General features: G+C 66.4%; 12 protein-coding genes. 7 read left to right on the top strand and 5 right to left on the bottom strand.

Annotated features, from left to right (window positions below):
* The first annotated feature begins 50 nt into the window (after window positions 1–50).
* On the top strand, window positions 51–791 hold the full coding sequence (locus tag SB749_RS05070; RefSeq protein ID WP_370035136.1) for a hypothetical protein: 741 nt from the start codon (window positions 51–53) through the stop codon (window positions 789–791).
* A 204-nt stretch (window positions 792–995) separates the two neighbouring features.
* Here SB749_RS05070 and SB749_RS05065 read toward each other — a convergent pair whose 3' ends face one another.
* Both SB749_RS05065 and argS read right to left on the bottom strand, forming a co-directional pair.
* Window positions 996–2,282, bottom strand: coding sequence for a CynX/NimT family MFS transporter (locus tag SB749_RS05065; protein WP_410709351.1), 1,287 nt, complete (start codon window positions 2,280–2,282; stop codon window positions 996–998).
* Window positions 2,279–4,018 (bottom strand): arginine--tRNA ligase, encoded by a 1,740-nt coding sequence (argS, locus tag SB749_RS05060; protein WP_410709350.1) that lies wholly within the window; start codon window positions 4,016–4,018, stop codon window positions 2,279–2,281. Before argS ends, SB749_RS05065 begins: the two co-directional genes overlap by 4 nt.
* 87 nt (window positions 4,019–4,105) lie before the next feature.
* Between argS and SB749_RS05055 the strand changes: the two genes are divergently transcribed.
* Complete coding sequence (locus SB749_RS05055; protein WP_410709349.1) at window positions 4,106–7,429, top strand: S41 family peptidase; 3,324 nt, start codon at window positions 4,106–4,108, stop codon at window positions 7,427–7,429.
* A gap of 223 nt (window positions 7,430–7,652) precedes the next feature.
* Here SB749_RS05055 and SB749_RS05050 read toward each other — a convergent pair whose 3' ends face one another.
* Entirely contained in the window at window positions 7,653–8,327 is a 675-nt protein-coding gene (locus SB749_RS05050; RefSeq protein ID WP_410709348.1) for a hypothetical protein, read from the bottom strand.
* Window positions 8,328–8,516: 189 nt separating this feature from the next.
* Here SB749_RS05050 and SB749_RS05045 point away from each other — a divergent pair, with 189 nt between their 5' ends.
* The 5 genes from SB749_RS05045 (at window position 8,517) to SB749_RS05025 (ending at window position 13,844) form a co-directional block, all read left to right on the top strand.
* Window positions 8,517–9,350, top strand: coding sequence for an enoyl-CoA hydratase-related protein (locus SB749_RS05045; protein ID WP_410709347.1), 834 nt, complete (start codon window positions 8,517–8,519; stop codon window positions 9,348–9,350).
* A 62-nt stretch (window positions 9,351–9,412) separates the two neighbouring features.
* Window positions 9,413–10,558, top strand: coding sequence for an acyl-CoA dehydrogenase family protein (locus tag SB749_RS05040; RefSeq protein WP_410709346.1), 1,146 nt, complete (start codon window positions 9,413–9,415; stop codon window positions 10,556–10,558).
* A gap of 107 nt (window positions 10,559–10,665) precedes the next feature.
* Window positions 10,666–11,430, top strand: coding sequence for an SDR family NAD(P)-dependent oxidoreductase (locus tag SB749_RS05035; protein WP_410709345.1), 765 nt, complete (start codon window positions 10,666–10,668; stop codon window positions 11,428–11,430).
* 94 nt (window positions 11,431–11,524) lie between these two features.
* Window positions 11,525–13,219 carry an AMP-binding protein gene (locus SB749_RS05030; RefSeq protein ID WP_410709344.1) on the top strand — a complete coding sequence of 565 codons (1,695 nt, stop codon included), beginning with the start codon at window positions 11,525–11,527 and terminating at the stop codon, window positions 13,217–13,219.
* Entirely contained in the window at window positions 13,209–13,844 is a 636-nt protein-coding gene (locus SB749_RS05025; RefSeq protein ID WP_139467631.1) for a TetR/AcrR family transcriptional regulator, read from the top strand. Before SB749_RS05030 ends, SB749_RS05025 begins: the two co-directional genes overlap by 11 nt.
* 205 nt (window positions 13,845–14,049) lie before the next feature.
* Here SB749_RS05025 and SB749_RS05020 read toward each other — a convergent pair whose 3' ends face one another.
* Both SB749_RS05020 and SB749_RS05015 read right to left on the bottom strand, forming a co-directional pair.
* On the bottom strand, window positions 14,050–14,850 hold the full coding sequence (locus SB749_RS05020; protein ID WP_410709343.1) for a family 1 encapsulin nanocompartment shell protein: 801 nt from the start codon (window positions 14,848–14,850) through the stop codon (window positions 14,050–14,052).
* Window positions 14,847–16,007 (bottom strand): Dyp-type peroxidase, encoded by a 1,161-nt coding sequence (locus SB749_RS05015; protein ID WP_410709342.1) that lies wholly within the window; start codon window positions 16,005–16,007, stop codon window positions 14,847–14,849. The genes SB749_RS05020 and SB749_RS05015 overlap by 4 nt, the downstream gene beginning before the upstream one ends.
* Window positions 16,008–16,036 lie beyond the last annotated feature (29 nt).

Genomic DNA, 16,036 nt, shown 5'->3' with positions numbered 1-16,036 from the left:
ACTGGTCAGTGATCAACTGACCACCGACATCTAAGGATTGGGAACTGTTTATGTCGAAGAAGCCCACTCGAGATCAGCTCACTTCGAAGCTCGATTCCGCGAAGCAGACGTCGCTCCGAGTCCTGGCAGATGCCAGCGAGAACGCAGCCCCGAAGCTGCGTGAGGCCGCAGACAAGGCTCGCCCCCAGGTTGAGGCGCTGGCCGGCAAGGCCGAAGAGTTCGCTGAGAAGGCTCGTCCGCAGGTCGAAGCTCTGGCCGACAAGGCCAATGATCGGGTCCACGACTGGGCCGACAAGCTCGAGTCCTACCGCCCCGAAGCCACCGAACGCGCCGGCAAGTTCGCATCGAACGCCGCGACTTCGCTGTCGGCTGCCGAGACCCCGAAGCTCATCGATGACCTGGCTGTCCGCCTCACCGGTGACAAGAAGGCCATGAAGAAGGCCCGCAAGGCTCTCGCCAACGCAGGCAAGCGCATCGAGAAGGACACCGCTCGCAAGTCCGGTGGCGGAAAGGCCGCACTCGTGTGGACCCTCGTCATCGGTTCGGCCGCCGGAATCGGCTACTACGTGTGGAAGAAGGCACAGCCGGTCGAGGATCCCTGGTCGACCCCGCTGCCGAACAACCGTCCCGCCGATGCCCGTCCGGTCGGGTCCACCCCGGCTTCGCGCCAGGCCGCTGCCACCGAGGTCTCGCAGACCGCTGTGCCCTCGACCAAGGCTGAGGCCGCGAACGAGGTCCCCGCACCGAAGCCGGCTTCGCAGTCGGCTGAAGGCTCCGACGCCAAGCACTGAGTCACTGACGACTGATCAGTCACGCTGTTCAGTCACCAAGCGAATCCACGGATTCGCATGACCGTCACCGAGGCGGCCCACCGTTATGGTGGGCCGCCTCGGTGTTTCTGTGCGTTTCGACTCCTTCTTGCTACCTGACGGCGGCCCAGCAACCTCGCGCCAGGTTGCTGGGCCGCCGTCAGGTAGCAATTAGGGAGGGGGAGCCTATTCGGGGTCGAGGACCTCGCGACCGCCGCGGGGGAAGCCTCCGGCTCGGCGGGCGGCCACGAGACCGGTGATCGTGAATGCGAGGGTGGCGGCAAGGATGAGCAGCAGCGGAGCCGTCCACCCGCCGGTCGCGGTGTTGAGCCAACCGGCGAATGGCGGGGCCAAGGTCGCTGCGAGGTAGCCGCCGAACTGCACGCGCGCCGAAGCTGACGCGGTCTGGGCGTCACTGCCGGCGGTGCGGGCGATAATCGAGAAGATCGCCGTGAACCCGCCGCCTTGGGCGATGCCGCCGGTGGTCGCCCACAGCCAGTACGCGCCGGGGGCCGCCAGCAGACCCACGGGCAGGGACAGCCATAGCGCGGCAACGATCGCCACGGGCACCCACGGCTTCGTCTTCACAGCCAGCAGCGGCACTCCGAAGGCGCCGAGGATCGCCGCGATCTGGAACAGGGACGCCGTGCCTCCCGCGGCGGTGCGGGCGAGCCCGATCGTGTCTCCGAGGTAGCTCGGCAGCCAGGTCGTCGTCACGTAGTAGGCGGTCGACTGCCCGGAGAACGTGATGATGAGCAGCGCGATGATCACTCGGAAGGAGGCGGGAGCCTCGGCCCACGACTGCTTCGCTGCGGGGGCGGCCGCCTCGGCGAGGGATGGGTCACTCGAATCGACGGCCTCCGCGGCAGCGCGCGCGGCCTCCCCTTCGCGGCGCACGCGCACGCGGATGAGCACCATCCAGAAACCGAGCCCTGCGAGGGCGAGGACGCCCCATGCGACCAGAGCCCAGCGCCAACCGAAGGCCGCGGCCAGCGGGCCGGTGCCGATGAGGGTAGCCATCGACCCGACGTTCATCATCGCCGAGTACAGGCCGGTGACCATCGACACCTGTTCCCACGGAACCTCCCGGCGGATGAGCACGGGCACGACGATATTGCCCAGGGTGATCGCCAAGCCGATGATTCCTGTGCCCACGAGCACGAGCCAGGGAGGGCCGACCGACCGCAGAACTGTGCCCAGCAGGACACCGGACAGACAGGCGAGAACCGTCGCTTCGGCCCCGAGGCGGGTGATGAACTTCCCCGCCAACGGCGTGGCCAGCGCAAACAGCAGAACCGGCAGACCGGTCAGCAGACCGAGTCCGGCCGCACTGAACCCCGTGCCCTCCTGGATGTCGGGCAGGATCGCCGTCGGCGCGATGATCGGGGTGCGCAGATTGAGGGCGAGGATGACGATGCCCAGAACGATCCAGGGCAGCATCCTCTTCGCGGAGGGCCGGTGAGGCGAACTCACATCCGCTCGGGAACGCGGATGCCGAGCACCCCGAGACCGGCCTGGAGGACCTCGAGCACGATCGCCGAGAGCCGCAGACGGGAGTCCCGCAGCTCTTCGGTCTCGGCGATGAGCACCGGGCACTGCTCGTAGAACGAGGTGAATGCCTGGGCGAGATCGAACAGGTAGGTGCACAGGCGATGCGGCGTCGACCCGGCGGCCACCTCGGTGACCACATCGGCGAAGCCGAGGATCGACAGCGCCAGCTCACGCTCAGCCGTCTCACCGAGGCTGATCGCAGCGTTCGCGACCTGGGTGGCGTCGACGCCTTCGGCTTCGGCCTTGCGACCGATCGAGCGGATGCGGGCACCGGCGTACTGGAGGTACGGGGCGGTGTTGCCGATGGGGGCGAGCATCCGGTCGAGGTCGAAGGTGTACGAGGTGTCGTGGGCGACGGAGAGGTCGGCGTACTTGACCGCACCGATGCCGACGATGCGCGCAACCTCATCGGCCTCCTCGGGGCCGAAGTCCACGCTCGACTCTGCCAGGGTCATCTTCGCCCGGGTCACGGCTTCTTCGAGGAGTTCGGCCAGGCGCAGCGGGGCACCTGAGCGGGTGCGCAGGATCTTGCCGTCGGACCCGAGCACATTGCCGATCTTCACGTGCTCGGGGCTGAAGGTCTCCGGCAGCCAGCCGGCCGCGCGGGCGACGGTGAAGACCATCTCGAAGTGCATCGCCTGCGGGGTGCCGACGACGTAGAGCGCCCGGTTCACACCGAGGTTGAGCGCCCGGTTGCGGACGGCCGCGAGGTCGGTCGTGGCATAGCCGTAGCCGCCGTCGGATTTGCGGATGATGAGCGGCAGCGGTTCGCCCTCACGGCCGGTGAAGCCATCGGGGAACACGCACAGCGCTCCATCGGAGATCGTGGCCAGGCCCTTCGCCTCGAGCTCGTCGCAGACCTCGGCGAGCATGTCGTTGTAGGTGGACTCTCCGGCGAGGTCGGCGTCGGTGAGGGTGACGTCGAGGAGGGAGTAGATGCGGTTGAAGTACTCGCGGGAGTAGCCGACGAGCGTCGTCCACAGGCCAAGAGTCTCTTCGTCGCCGCCCTGGAGTTTGACGACCCGGGACCGGGAGCGGGTGGCGAAGGCGTCATCGGAGTCGAACTTCGCCCGGGCCGCCTGGTAGAAGGCGTTCGGGTTCTCGGACACTTCGGAGGCCTCGCCGGAGTCGACGCCGACGTCGAGGAGGTGCTCGATGAGCATGCCGAAGGGGGTGCCCCAGTCGCCGATGTGATTCTGGCGGATGACCGTGTTGCCGAGGAATTCGTGAGTGCGGGCCAGGGCGTCGCCGACGACGGTGGTGCGCAGGTGCCCGACATGCATCTCCTTGGCCACGTTCGGGGCCGAATAGTCGATGGCGACCGTCTGCGGGGCATCGTTCGCCGGTGCCGCTGCGGCACCCCCAGCCTCGAGCGTGGAGGCGAGGAATTCCGGGGTGAAGGTGAGGTTGATGAACCCGGGTCCGGAGATCTCCGGGGTCTCGCACACGCCCTCGAGGTCGAGGTTCTCGACGATCTGTCCGGCGATGTCGCGCGGCTTCGACTTCAGCTCCTTGGCCAGCGGCAGGGCCACATTGGCCTGGAAGTCTGCGAACTGGCTGCTGCGGATGACGGGATCACGTCCGGCGAAGTCCTCACCGAAGGCCTGGGTGAGGGCGGCGGCGAAACGGTCCGTGAGCACAGAAGTCAGAGATGGCATGTGCCCATTCTATTGCCGGGTGCAAGTTGCCTGGGCATCGGTTCCGGCCCGCGGTCGCCGCTCAGCCGAGCTTGTAATGTGGGTCACGTGACTTATCTTCGCTATCCCCATATCCAGTCCGATCTCATCACCTTCACCGCCGACGACGATGTCTGGCTCGTTCCCTCCGCCGGCGGCCGCGCCTGGCGGCTGACCTCCGATCATGCGCCGGTCCGGTCACCGAGGATCTCCCCCGACGCAGCGCACGTCGCGTTCGTGTCCTTCCGCACCGGCCAGGCCGAGCTCATGGTCGCCGAGGTGGCCACCGGGTCCCTGCGTCGGCTCACCTGGTTGGGGTCGAGCGCGATGACGATGCTCGGGTGGGCCGATGCCGCTCATGTCCTCGTCGGTGCGAATGCCGGGGAGTTCGAGGTCCGCAACCATGTCGTGAAGTCCGTGAGCCTCGACGGTGAGGTCGAACGGCTGTCGTTCGGTCGTGCTTCGGGACTGGCCCGGCACCACACGGGAGTGACCGCCCTGTCGACGCCGTACTCCCGTCCGCCCGCGCACTGGAAGCGCTACCGAGGAGGCACCGCGCCGAGGCTGTGGCTCGATCGGATCGGCAGCACGAACGCTGCCGGCATCGGTGATGGGTCCGAGGCCCGCTGGCAGCGGCTGCTGCGCGAGGACGAGGCCTCTCTGACCGACCCGCTGTGGGTCGGCGATTCGCTCGTGTTCACCTCGGACCGCGCCGCGACTTTCCCTCACCACGCCGATGAGCAGGCGAACCTGTGGATCATCGACGGACTGGCCACCTCGGCGAGTTCAGGTGATGACTCGGTCGTACCACGGCAGCTCACTCATCAGACCGAGGCCGAGGGCTATGTCCGTGACGCCACGACCGACGGCACCCGCATCGTCTGGCACTCCCGTGGGGAGATCAAGATCCTCGACAGCCTCGACGCCGAGATCCGCACTCTAGCAGTGAACCTGCCGGGCACTCAGGTGCAGCCGCTGAGCCTCGACCCGAAGACCGGTCTCAACCACATCAGCCCCGACAGAGAAGGCAATGCCTCGGTGGTGGAATGGCGGGGCAAGACCTTCTGGCTCGCCCACCGCGAAGGCCCGGCCCGAGCGCTGTGCGCAGATTCGTCGATCCGCACCCGCGAACCCCTCATCCTCGGGGACACCGGGTTGGCCGCGTACATCACCGATGTCGAAGGGGAGGACGCGATCGAGGTCGCCTCCGTGACCGGGGACAAGCCGCCTCGGCGAATCGGGGCCGGAGCCCTGGGAAGGGTCCTGCACCTGAAGGCGGATCCGGCGGGGAAGATGCTCGCCACGATCTCCCACGACGGGTCGATCCGGACCGTCGAGGTGGGCAACGGACGGACGCGTCTGATCGGACATTCGGGCCACGGAGAGGCGCGCGATCCGCAGTTCTCACCCGATGGGAAGTACCTCGTGTGGTCCCAGCCGACGCAGGGTGAGGAGCTGCTCGCGCAGCTGATGATCGCCGAGGTGAAGTCGGATCGCGAGGCCCAGCCGCTGACGACCGGCAAGTTCAATGACTTCTCGCCGACGTTCACCCGTGATGGCAAGTTCGTCGCGTTCCTCTCCGATCGCACCTTCGATCCCTCGTACAACCAGCATTCCTTCGATCTGTCGTTCAACGGAGTCACCCGACCGTGGCTGCTGCCCTTGGCCGCCGATGAGGCCGCACCGTTCGGGCCGAGCGCCGGCGGATGGGCGATCAGCGAGGTCACCGAGGAGGCGAAGTCCGAACGTGGGCGCGGGGACAAACCGGCCGCCACCGTCGAGGTCGAACTCGAGGGAGCCGAGGAGCGCATCGTGCCGTTCCCGGTCGCCTCGGGGGTCTTCCGGGATCTCGAATCCGCCGACGGTGGTCTCGTCTGGCTGCGCACCGGCGACGTCGAAGCCGGTGAGCTCGGCACCGGACGGGCCGGAGATGCCGGTGACAAACCCGCCGAGGTGGTCCAGTACTTCGACTTCGCCAAGCGGAAGGTCACCACCGTCGTCGACAAGGCCGACGAGTACGAGATCTCCGGAGACGGCAAGCTGCTCGTCGTGCGCAGCGATGATGCCATCAGTGTGGTCCCGGCGAACCGGAAGGTCGAGGCAGACGATGACGACAACATCTCCGTCGATCTCTCGCGTCTGCGGTTCGAACTCGACCGCCGGGCCGAATGGCTGCAGATGTTCGAAGAGAACTCCCGGATCATGCGCGACCACTATTGGCGCGAGGACATGAACGGGGTGAACTGGGAGTCGGTGACGCTGCGCTGGCGCGCCGTGGCCGCGAAGGCCCTGACTCACGACGACCTCGTCGACGTGCTGTGGGAGACCGTGGGCGAACTCAACACCTCGCATGCTTATGTCACGCCGTCGGGACTCGGCGATGGGTCGAAGAAGCTCGGATTCCTCGGTGCGGATCTGGCCAAGATGGCGGATGGATGGACGATTGAGCGCATCCTTCCCGGTGAGAGCAGTGAACCGGATGCCAGGTCGCCGCTGCGGCAGGCCGGCGTCGGGGCCCAGCCCGGCGATGTCATCGTCGCCGTGAATGGTCAGGCCGTCGACGAGGCGGCCGGTCCCGCCGCTCATCTGCAGGGAGCAGCAGACACGATCGTCGAGCTCATTCTGCGCCGCGGTCGCAAGGACCGCACGGTCGCGGTCATTCCGCTGGCCAGTGAGGAGAAGCTGCGCTATCAGGATTGGGTGCGCTCCCGCCGGGAGTATGTGGCCGAGAAGTCATCCGGCCGCATCGGCTACGTCCATGTCCCGGACATGACCGCCTACGGTTGGGCGCAGCTGCACCGGGATCTGCGACAGGCCATGGGCTGCGAGGGTGTCATCGCCGATGTGCGTTTCAACCGCGGCGGGCACACAAGCGCGCTCGTGGCCGAACGCTTCGCCGACCAGGTGGTTGCCTGGGGTGCGGCTCGCAGCTATGACCAGATGGACCGGGACCCCGAGGATGCTCCGCGCGGGCCTGTGGTGTTCGTGGCCAATGAGTTCTCCGGCTCCGACGGCGACATCATCAACGCGCGCGTGCAGGCCAAGGGCATCGGCCCGGTGATCGGCGTGCGCACCTGGGGCGGAGTCGTCGGCATCGACGGTCGCTACGATCTCGTCGATGGCACCGGAGTGACGCAGCCGCGCTACGCCTTCTGGATCGAGGGCAAGGGCTGGAGTGTGGAGAACTACGGAGTCGACCCCGATATCGAGGTCGAGCACGATCCCGGTCAGCTCTTCGCCGCCGATGATCCGCAGCTCGACCGCGCCATCGCCGAGGTGTTCGCCGGGCTGGAGGCCCGCCCCGCGGCTGCCGCGCCGGAATTCCCGCCCCCGCGCGTGCAGCCGCTGAAGAAGGACGGCACCGGGGCGCCCGACGCTCCTGCCGAGGACTGATCCCGCACCACCACCTGCCGGTAGGGCCTGGCCCCGCCACCTGCCGACGACCACACGGCGTTCCAGCCATCAGTTCGCGTCCTGATGGCTGGAACGCAGTGTGGTCACGGGCCCAGCCACCTCGTGCAGCTTCATCGACTTTTGATCCAGTCATCGGGAGAAGACTCGATGACTGGATCAGAACCCGATGACGAACCTAACGAAACTCGATGCGTGCCAGGCTCTACCGCTCGGTCGGGACCAGGGCCCACACGGCGAAGGCGAGCAGCACGAATCCCGAGATGACGCCGCTGATGACCGGGATGAACGCCGGAGCCGCGGCGAAGAAGGCGATGAACCCGCCGATGCCGCAGAGGGTCACGACGGTGGCGAGCACGTGGAAGCGGTCGAGCCCGAACACGCGGCCGAGCGCATAGAAATGGGTGCCGACGACCACGGCCACCCATGCCACTCCAAGCTCCGGATGGCCGAGGCTCGCCAGCAGTCGGGCTCCGGCGAACAGGAGGACCGCCTCGATGAGCACGATGATCCAGTAGGCGCGACCGAACGGCGGTTCCCGGCGACCACGTGTCCCCGATTCGCCGAGGCGGCCGCCTCCACCACGGTTCCGCCGCAGTCCGCGAACCGCGAGGACCGCGATGCCGGCGAAGACGATGACGCCGACCGCGATGACAAGCGTGCGCCCGAGGGTCGAGAACTGGCCGGTGTTGATGATGAGAAACAGCAGCCCGAAGCCGGCACCGATGAGCGCCCCGATCTCCGCACCGGCAGCTGTCTGCCTGCCCCTCGGTGACGTCGAGCCGTTCGGCCCAGGTTCTGCAGCGGTCATCGTCGTCCGTCTCTCGTCGTCATCGTCAGCCACCCCCGACCCATTGCCGGGGTTCGGATCGGCCGGCACCCGAGCAGTGCATTCTGTCGGCACCCTTTCCGGCAACATTCTTCCACCAGTACACCATCGCTCCGATGCCGACGGACGAAACTCGGCGAACTCACAAGAATCTTCCGGTACCGCGGCTCTTGACCTCGTTCATGAACTCAGGTTCACTATATGTGAACATAGATTCATTTTTCGTTCGAGGAGGCAACGATGCCCACATCCACCAGCCCGACTCAGCACACCGCAGCCACGGAATTCGACGACATCCTCTACGAGGTCGAGGAAACCTTCGCGGTCATCACGATCAACCGGCCCGATTCCTTCAATTCGTTCCGCTCGCAGACCGTCGACGAACTCATCGAAGCCTTCACCCTGGCTTGGGGCGACAACCGTGTCCGCTCGATCATCCTCACCGGTTCCGGTCAGAAGTCCTTCTGCGCCGGCGGCGATGTCAAGCAGAAGGCGCAGACCGGCGACTACGGCCCCAGCCGCTACGGCATGTTCCGCATCTCCGAACTCCATAAGGTCATCCGCTCGGTGCCCAAACCCGTGATCTCCGCGGTCAACGGCGTCGCCATCGGCGGCGGAAACGTGCTCTCCACCCTCTGCGACATCACGATCGCGGCTTCACACGCGCGCTTCGGCCAGGCGGGCCCCAAGGTCGGATCCTTCGACGCCGGCTACGGCTCGGCCTTCCTCGCCCGCGTCATCGGCGAGAAGCGCGCCCGTGAGATGTGGTACTTCTGCGAACTCATCGACGCACAGAAGGCCGAATCCTGGGGCTTGGCCAACGAGGTCGTCGAGGCCGAGGAGCTCATGCCTCGCGCCAAGGAGCGCGCCCGGGCCCTCGGTCTCAAGGCTCCGACGGCGCTGCGCTTCCTCAAGCAGTCGTTCAACGCCGATTCCGAGATGCAGACCGGCTTCACGAACCTCGCCATGAGCGCCCTCGACCTCTACGCCCACTCGCCGGAATCACACGAAGGCGCGGCCGCCTTCGCGGAGAAGCGCGACCCGGACTTCAGCCGGTTCGACGGCGCGTACTGACCACCGGCGCCCCGCCGGCACAGCTCCCACCCGCACAGACCCTGACAGCACAGAGGATTCCCGTGGACACGACTCTCACCCCCGATACCCAGACCCTGCTCGATGCGGCGGCCGGATTCGAGGAGCGGCTCATCAGCGAGGCCCGCGAACGCGAAGCCGCCGGCCGCATCGGTGCCGATATCACCCGGGAGATGGGCCGCGCCGGTCTCATCGCCCCGGAACTGCCGACCCACCTCGGCGGGGCCGGGCTGACCAAGGTCACCGCGGGACTCGTCACCGAGGCCATCGCCCGCGGAGACCTCACCGTCGCCTATATCCAGGTCGTCGGATCCCTCATCGGACAGGTCATCGCCCGCAATGCCAGCGCCGAGGTGGCCGCCCACTACTGCCGCCTCATCACAACCGGTGACGAAACGGTGGCCATCGGACTCTCCGAACCAGAGGCCGGTTCGGACGCCGGAAACCCCTCGACCACGGCCCGACGGGACGGCGATGACTGGATCGTCAACGGCACGAAGTCGATGTCGCTGGCGATGACCTCGACGGCGACGGTGATCTTCGCCCGCACCGACCCCGAGGCCGGACGCGGAAAGGGCATCTCGGCGTTCCTCGTCGACCTCGACGCTCCCGGGGTGACCCGGAACCCCATCATCGACATGGGTCAGGCGGCGGTCGCCCGCGGCAGCGTGGACTTCACCGATGTCCGCGTGCCCGCCGACCACCTCCTCGGCGAGGTCGGTGGAGCATTCACCCAGGTCATGCAGGGATTCGACTTCTCACGTGCGCTCATCGGACTGCAGTGCACGGGAACTGCGACGCGCGCGATCGAGGACGCCTGGGACTACGTCAAGGGACGTGAGGCCTTCGATCAGCCGCTGTCGAAGTTCCAAGGGGTCTCATTCCCCCTGGCCGAGGCGGAGACGAAGATGGCGGCGGCCCGACTGCTGTGCCTGGACACCCTGCGCCTCGGCGACGAGGGCCTCCCGCACACCACGCAGGCCGCCATGTGCAAGTGGTGGGCCCCGCTCGAGGCCTACCACGCGGTCCATCAGTGCCTGCTTCTGCACGGGCAGAACGGCTACAAACAGGACCGGGACGTCGAGAAGCGACTGCGCGACGTGCTCGGCATGCAGATCGGCGACGGCACCGCCCAGATCATGAAACTCATCATCGCCCGCAGCTCCGCCGGGCGAAAATTCGCCCCCTGACCGGGCAGAACACGGGCCGGGCCCACCCACAGCTTCCCCACCGATACATCTCTCACCCGGCTCACTATCCAACCGCAGCATCAGACACACGACTGGAAGGACAAACCATGTCAACACCCACTCAGACCGCACCCCTGACCGATCGCATCATCATCGTCACCGGTGCCGCCTCCGGAATCGGCAAGGGAATCGCGACCCGCCTCGCCGCCGACGGCGCCACCGTCGTCGTTGCCGACCTCGACGCACAGACGGCCGCGGACACCGCCTCGGCGCTGGGGCATGATTCGATCGGGCTCGCCGCCGACGTCACCGACCGTGCGGCCGTGGACGCCATGATCGCCGAGGTGGTCGAGCGCTTCGGACGCATCGACGTCCTCGTCAACAACGCCGGCTGGGACAAGGTCGAACCATTCATGGAGTCGACGCCAGCGACCTGGCAGCGGGTCATCGCGATCAACCTCCTCGGCACGCTCAACTGCACGCAGTCGGCGGCCGAACACATGATCGCAGCCGGATCGGGATCCGTCATCAGCATCGGCTCGGACGCCGGCCGGGTCGGGTCGAGCGGGGAGGCCGTGTACTCGGCGGCCAAGGGCGGAATCATCTCGTTCACGAAGACCTTCGCCCGCGAGGTCGCCCGTCACGGGATCTCCGCGAACTGCGTGTGTCCCGGACCGGCCGACACGCCGCTGTTCGCTGAGATCTCCGCGGACAATCCGAAGCTGCGCACCGCACTGGAGAAGGCGATTCCGATGCGTCGGCTCGCCCAGCCCGAGGACCTCGCGAATGCCGTGGCCTTCTTCGCCCGTCCCGATTCCGCCTATGTCACTGGCCAGACACTCTCCGTCTCCGGCGGACTGACGATGGCCTGAGCATCACGGCCGTCTCCCGTCGGCGGCAGTTGTCAGCACGACTACCAGCACCACCCGAGTCACAGGCACGACACCAGAGCAAAGGAGCCCTGCTATGCCCACCCGATTCGAGACCATCCTGACCGACTCCCTCATCGAGGAATTCACCTCATCCGGGGACTGGAAGAACCAGACCCTGCTCGACCACCTCGAGCACTGGAGTGCACAACGACCGGACGCGGTCGTCACCCGCGATCCCTACGGTGCCCACACCTATGCCCAGCTCAGCTCGGACGTCGACACCTGTGCCCAGGCGCTCGTCGACCTCGGGGTCGAACCCGGCGACGTGGTGGGTGTGCAGCTGCCGAACTGGTATGAATGGCTGGTCATCCACCTCGGCGCGATCAAGGCCGGCGCCGTGACCAACGGCCTCATCCCGATCTATCGGGACCGCGAGATCGGGTATATGGCGAAGAAGGCGTCGGTCTCGGTGCTCTTCGTGCCCAATCGCTTCCGAAAGTTCGACTATCCCGATATGGTCGACCGACTGCGTCCGAACCTGCCGGAGCTGCAGCACACGATCGTCCTCGACACCCCCGGCGAGGCGACCTTCGACGGTCGGGACGGCTTCGAGAAGTGGACGGATTTCCTGGCTCGAGGGGAACGCGACTCAAGCTCAGACGGTTCACGGTCGGCCGCCTCGGCGACCGAATCCATCGCTTGGGACGACCGGCGTCCGGACCCCAATGATGTCGGACTGATCCTCTTCACCTCGGGGACGACGGGCAACCCCAAGGGCGTGATGCACACGCACAACAACGTGCTCGCGGCCTCGCTGCCGTGGCCGGATCACCTGGGCCTGGACGAGGATTCGGTCATCCACATGGCCTCGACCTTCGGCCATCTCACCGGCTACATGTACGGAGTGTGTCTGCCTCTGCTCATCGGCGGTTCGGGCGTGTTCCAGGACGTGTGGAACGGCGAGGATTTCGCCCGTCTCGTCGCCGAGCACGGAATCCAGCACACATCGGGGGCCACTCCGTTCCTCCACGATCTGCTCGAGGTGGCGAAGTCGACGCAGCACGATCTGTCCTCCCTCAAGCACTTCTGCTGCATGGGCGCCCCGATTCCGCGCGTCATGGTCAACGAGGCGCGCACGCTGCTTCCGGAGCTCAACGTCTTCGGCGGCTGGGGACAGACGGAATGCGGGCTGGTGACGATGACGGCGCCGGGCGATTCGGAGGAGAAGGTCACGAGCACCGACGGACGAGCGCTGGGCTCGATGAAGGTTCGCATCGTCGATCCCCTCGGGGAACCCGTGCCCGCGGGCATCGAAGGAAGAATCCAGGTCACGGGCCCGTTCCTGTTCGTCGGCTACCTCGATGAACCGGAGCAGACGGCAGACGCCTTCGCGGGCGTTTGGCTCGATACCGGAGACCTCGCCGAAATGGATGCCGAAGGCTTCATCCGGATCGCGGGGCGGTCGAAGGACATCATCATCCGCGGCGGTGAGAACATCCCGGTAGCCTATATCGAGAACGTTCTCTACGAACATCCCGCGGTCTCCCAGGTCGCAGTCGTCGCGGTGCCGCATCCCCGGCTGCAGGAGATCGCGTGCGCAGTCGTGACCCTCAACGAGGGCCACAGCCTGACGATGGACGAGCTGCAGGAGTTCTTCGACGCGAAGGGAGTGGCCAAGCAGTACTGGCCCGAGGCCCTGCAGTGCCTCGACGAATTCCCTCGCACGCCAAGCGGTAAGATTCAGAAGTTCAAGCTCAGAGAGGAAGTCGCCGCCGAGCATGTCAGCTGAATCCGAAGACCTCAACGCGATCGTCCGCGGTGCCCGCGCGGAATTCCGAGAGCGGCAGATCGTCGACGCCGCCGTGCGTCTGATGCAGGAGAAGGGCACTCATTCGGTGTCCATGCAGGCGATCGCGAGGTCCGGCGGGGTCAGTGTCGGACTGCTGTACAAGTACTTCTCGGACAAGGAGCAGATCGTGCTCGCCGCGATCACCCGCGTCCTCGAGGAGTTCCGTCTCCGTGTCCCTTCCGCCATCGCTGAGGCGGCCGAACCCGTGGACAAGGTCATCGCCGCGTTCACGGAGTTCTGCCGCATCGTCGGTGAGCAGAGACATGCGGTCGTGCTCACCTATCAGGTCTCCAGGGCACTGTCGAAAGACGGACTGAAGTCGATCCAGGACCAGGAGCTCGAGACCCTCCAGCCCCTCGTCGACGTCGTCACCGCCGCCGTCGAAGCAGGCGACCTGCGTGATGTCGATGCTCAGGTGCTCGGGCACGACCTCATGTCGATCGCCCATATGTGGGCGCTCAAGTACTGGTACTTCCAGCGGATCGGGCTCGACCTGGAGACCTATATCGACCGGCAGGTGCGCACGCTTGTGCTGAGCAACCTCAGCGAGGCTGCCCGCCGCTAGGCCACCTCGTGGGGAGTCATCGACTTCTGATCCAGTGATCGCAATATAACTCGATGACTGGATCAGAACTCGATGTGCAACCGTACAGAACCCGATGATTCAGGGAACAGAACCCGATGCCTAGGCAACTACGTCCCTCTGCTGTGCAGCGCGACCTGGGGGCTGCGCCGCGACTCCGCAGGCGCAGCAGTTCACCGAGCCGGGCTCAGGGGTGCAGGGGGACGCTCGATTCGTCGGTGAGCGCGAGGAAGCCGAAGGTCTCCTGCAGGTACAGGTCGACGGTCTCACTGTCGTGGCCGCTGTAGCCGATCGACAGGTCCTGGCCGAGGTGGAGTTCGTAGTCACCACCGCGGGTGGACACGAGCAGGGCACCTTCGAGCGCCGGCGCCCAGACGATCTCCCCGGCGCCGAGCTGGCGTGAGAGGTGGTCGCGGATCGGGAAGCCGTGGTCGGTCGACTCGGAGACCTTGGTGTACTCGGCCTCGGACAGCAGGAGGCTGTAGGGCCCGTCGACACCGGCCGTGCGCAGGCCGGACAGCGCCTGCGCCACCGCGTCCGCATAGTCCTCGACCGCATCGGGCAGGGTCACGGCCGCGTTCGACGAGTTCGGGACGATGCCGCCGATGCCTGCGGAGTCGAGTCCGTGGAGGATAGCTCGGTCCTCGGCCAGGGCGATCGTCGTCGCCGCGTCCTTGACCGGCTGCCAGTCCGAATCGCCGGAGCCGCGCGCAACATCGTCGATGGCCTCACGCGTGATCGTGAAGGGAGCGCGCAGTTCGACGAATTCCTGCACGATGCGCTGTCGAATGTGCAGGCCCGACGAATACGACTGCACATCCTTGATATGTCCCGTGGTCACCGAGGAGGTCTCGAAGCCGCTCGGCCCCTCGACGTCGACGATGCGCCGACCGGCGATATTGCGCTTGAAGGTGCGCCTGGCCTCCTCCTCGATCTCCGCCCAGGCCGGGCCGGTGATGGGGGCGAGTTCGCGATAGAGATTGTTCACTGTCGTCTCATGTTCAGGCTGCCGATTCCCAAGCTGCCGTCCGTGGGTGCTGAGGGGTCTGCGTCTGTCTGGTCGTCGCTGTCTGTCGGGACATCAGCGACCGGATCGTCGTCCGATCCGTCGTCGATGTCCGGTCCATCGACCTTCACCGAGGCGGCTCCACCGATCCCGAGTCCCGCCTCGGCGAGTTCCCCATCGGGATCGTCGAGGAAATCTTGGGACGGGACGAAGAACAGCCCGCCGGTCACCGCGGTCGAGAAGTCGAGGATCCGGTCGTAGGTGCACACCGGGTCTCCGATGAACATGTTCGTAAGCATCTGTTCGGTCGTCGTCACATCGGCGGCATAGGCGATGAAATAGGCGCCGTACTCCTCTGAGCCGACGGATCCGAAGACCATGTTGTCGCGCACGATCTCCCGGTCGTTGCCGTCCTCGTCCTCGATCGAATTGAGCACGAGGTGGGAGTTCGGGGCCTTGTCCTCCTCGGCGAATTCGACGTCGGAGAGTTTGTGCCGCCCGAAGGCCGCTTCCTGCTCCTCGACGCTGAGTGCGTCCCAGGCGGACATGTCGTGTGTGTACTTCTGAACGATCACAAAGGTGCTGCCCGGATAGCCCGGGGCGCCATCGCCGGGAACGGCCCCGGCCCCGGCGGCGGCAGCGACATCGGGTCCCGCCGCGGCGGAATCCAGAATGGATTTCGGTACGGAATCCTCGGTGAATTCCTGGGCGACGTCATCCGGGTGGCGCAACACGGCGTCGACGGCACCCTGCAAAGCATCGCCGATGAGTCGGGCGAGTTCGAAGCACATGTCGATGCGGCGAGCGCGGATGTGGAACAGCAGGTCACCTGGGGTGGACGGCGCCGTGTGGACGTCTCCGCGCTGTTCGATGAACGGGTGGAGACCCCGGGGGCGGGGCGCGGTGAACATCCGGTCCCAGAGGTCGGCGCCGATACCCGTGACACAGCTGAGGTCGGCTTCGCGGGAGCGGAAGCCGACGGTTCGTGTCAGCCCTGCGATCACGGACAGGAAGTCCTTGGCTCTGCTCTCGAATCCGGGGCGGACGGTGAGGACGAGGAAGATCGCAGACGGCGACGGCGGAACCAGCACCCGTTGCGGACTCTTCCCATCGGGGAATGCCTGCTGCCAGACGGTCACTGCATCATCTCCTCCGCTCGCGGATTCGG

Source organism: Brevibacterium sp. SIMBA_078 (genome assembly GCF_046534565.1).
GTDB lineage: Bacteria > Actinomycetota > Actinomycetes > Actinomycetales > Brevibacteriaceae > Brevibacterium.
This window is presented reverse-complemented; position numbering and strand designations above follow the sequence as displayed.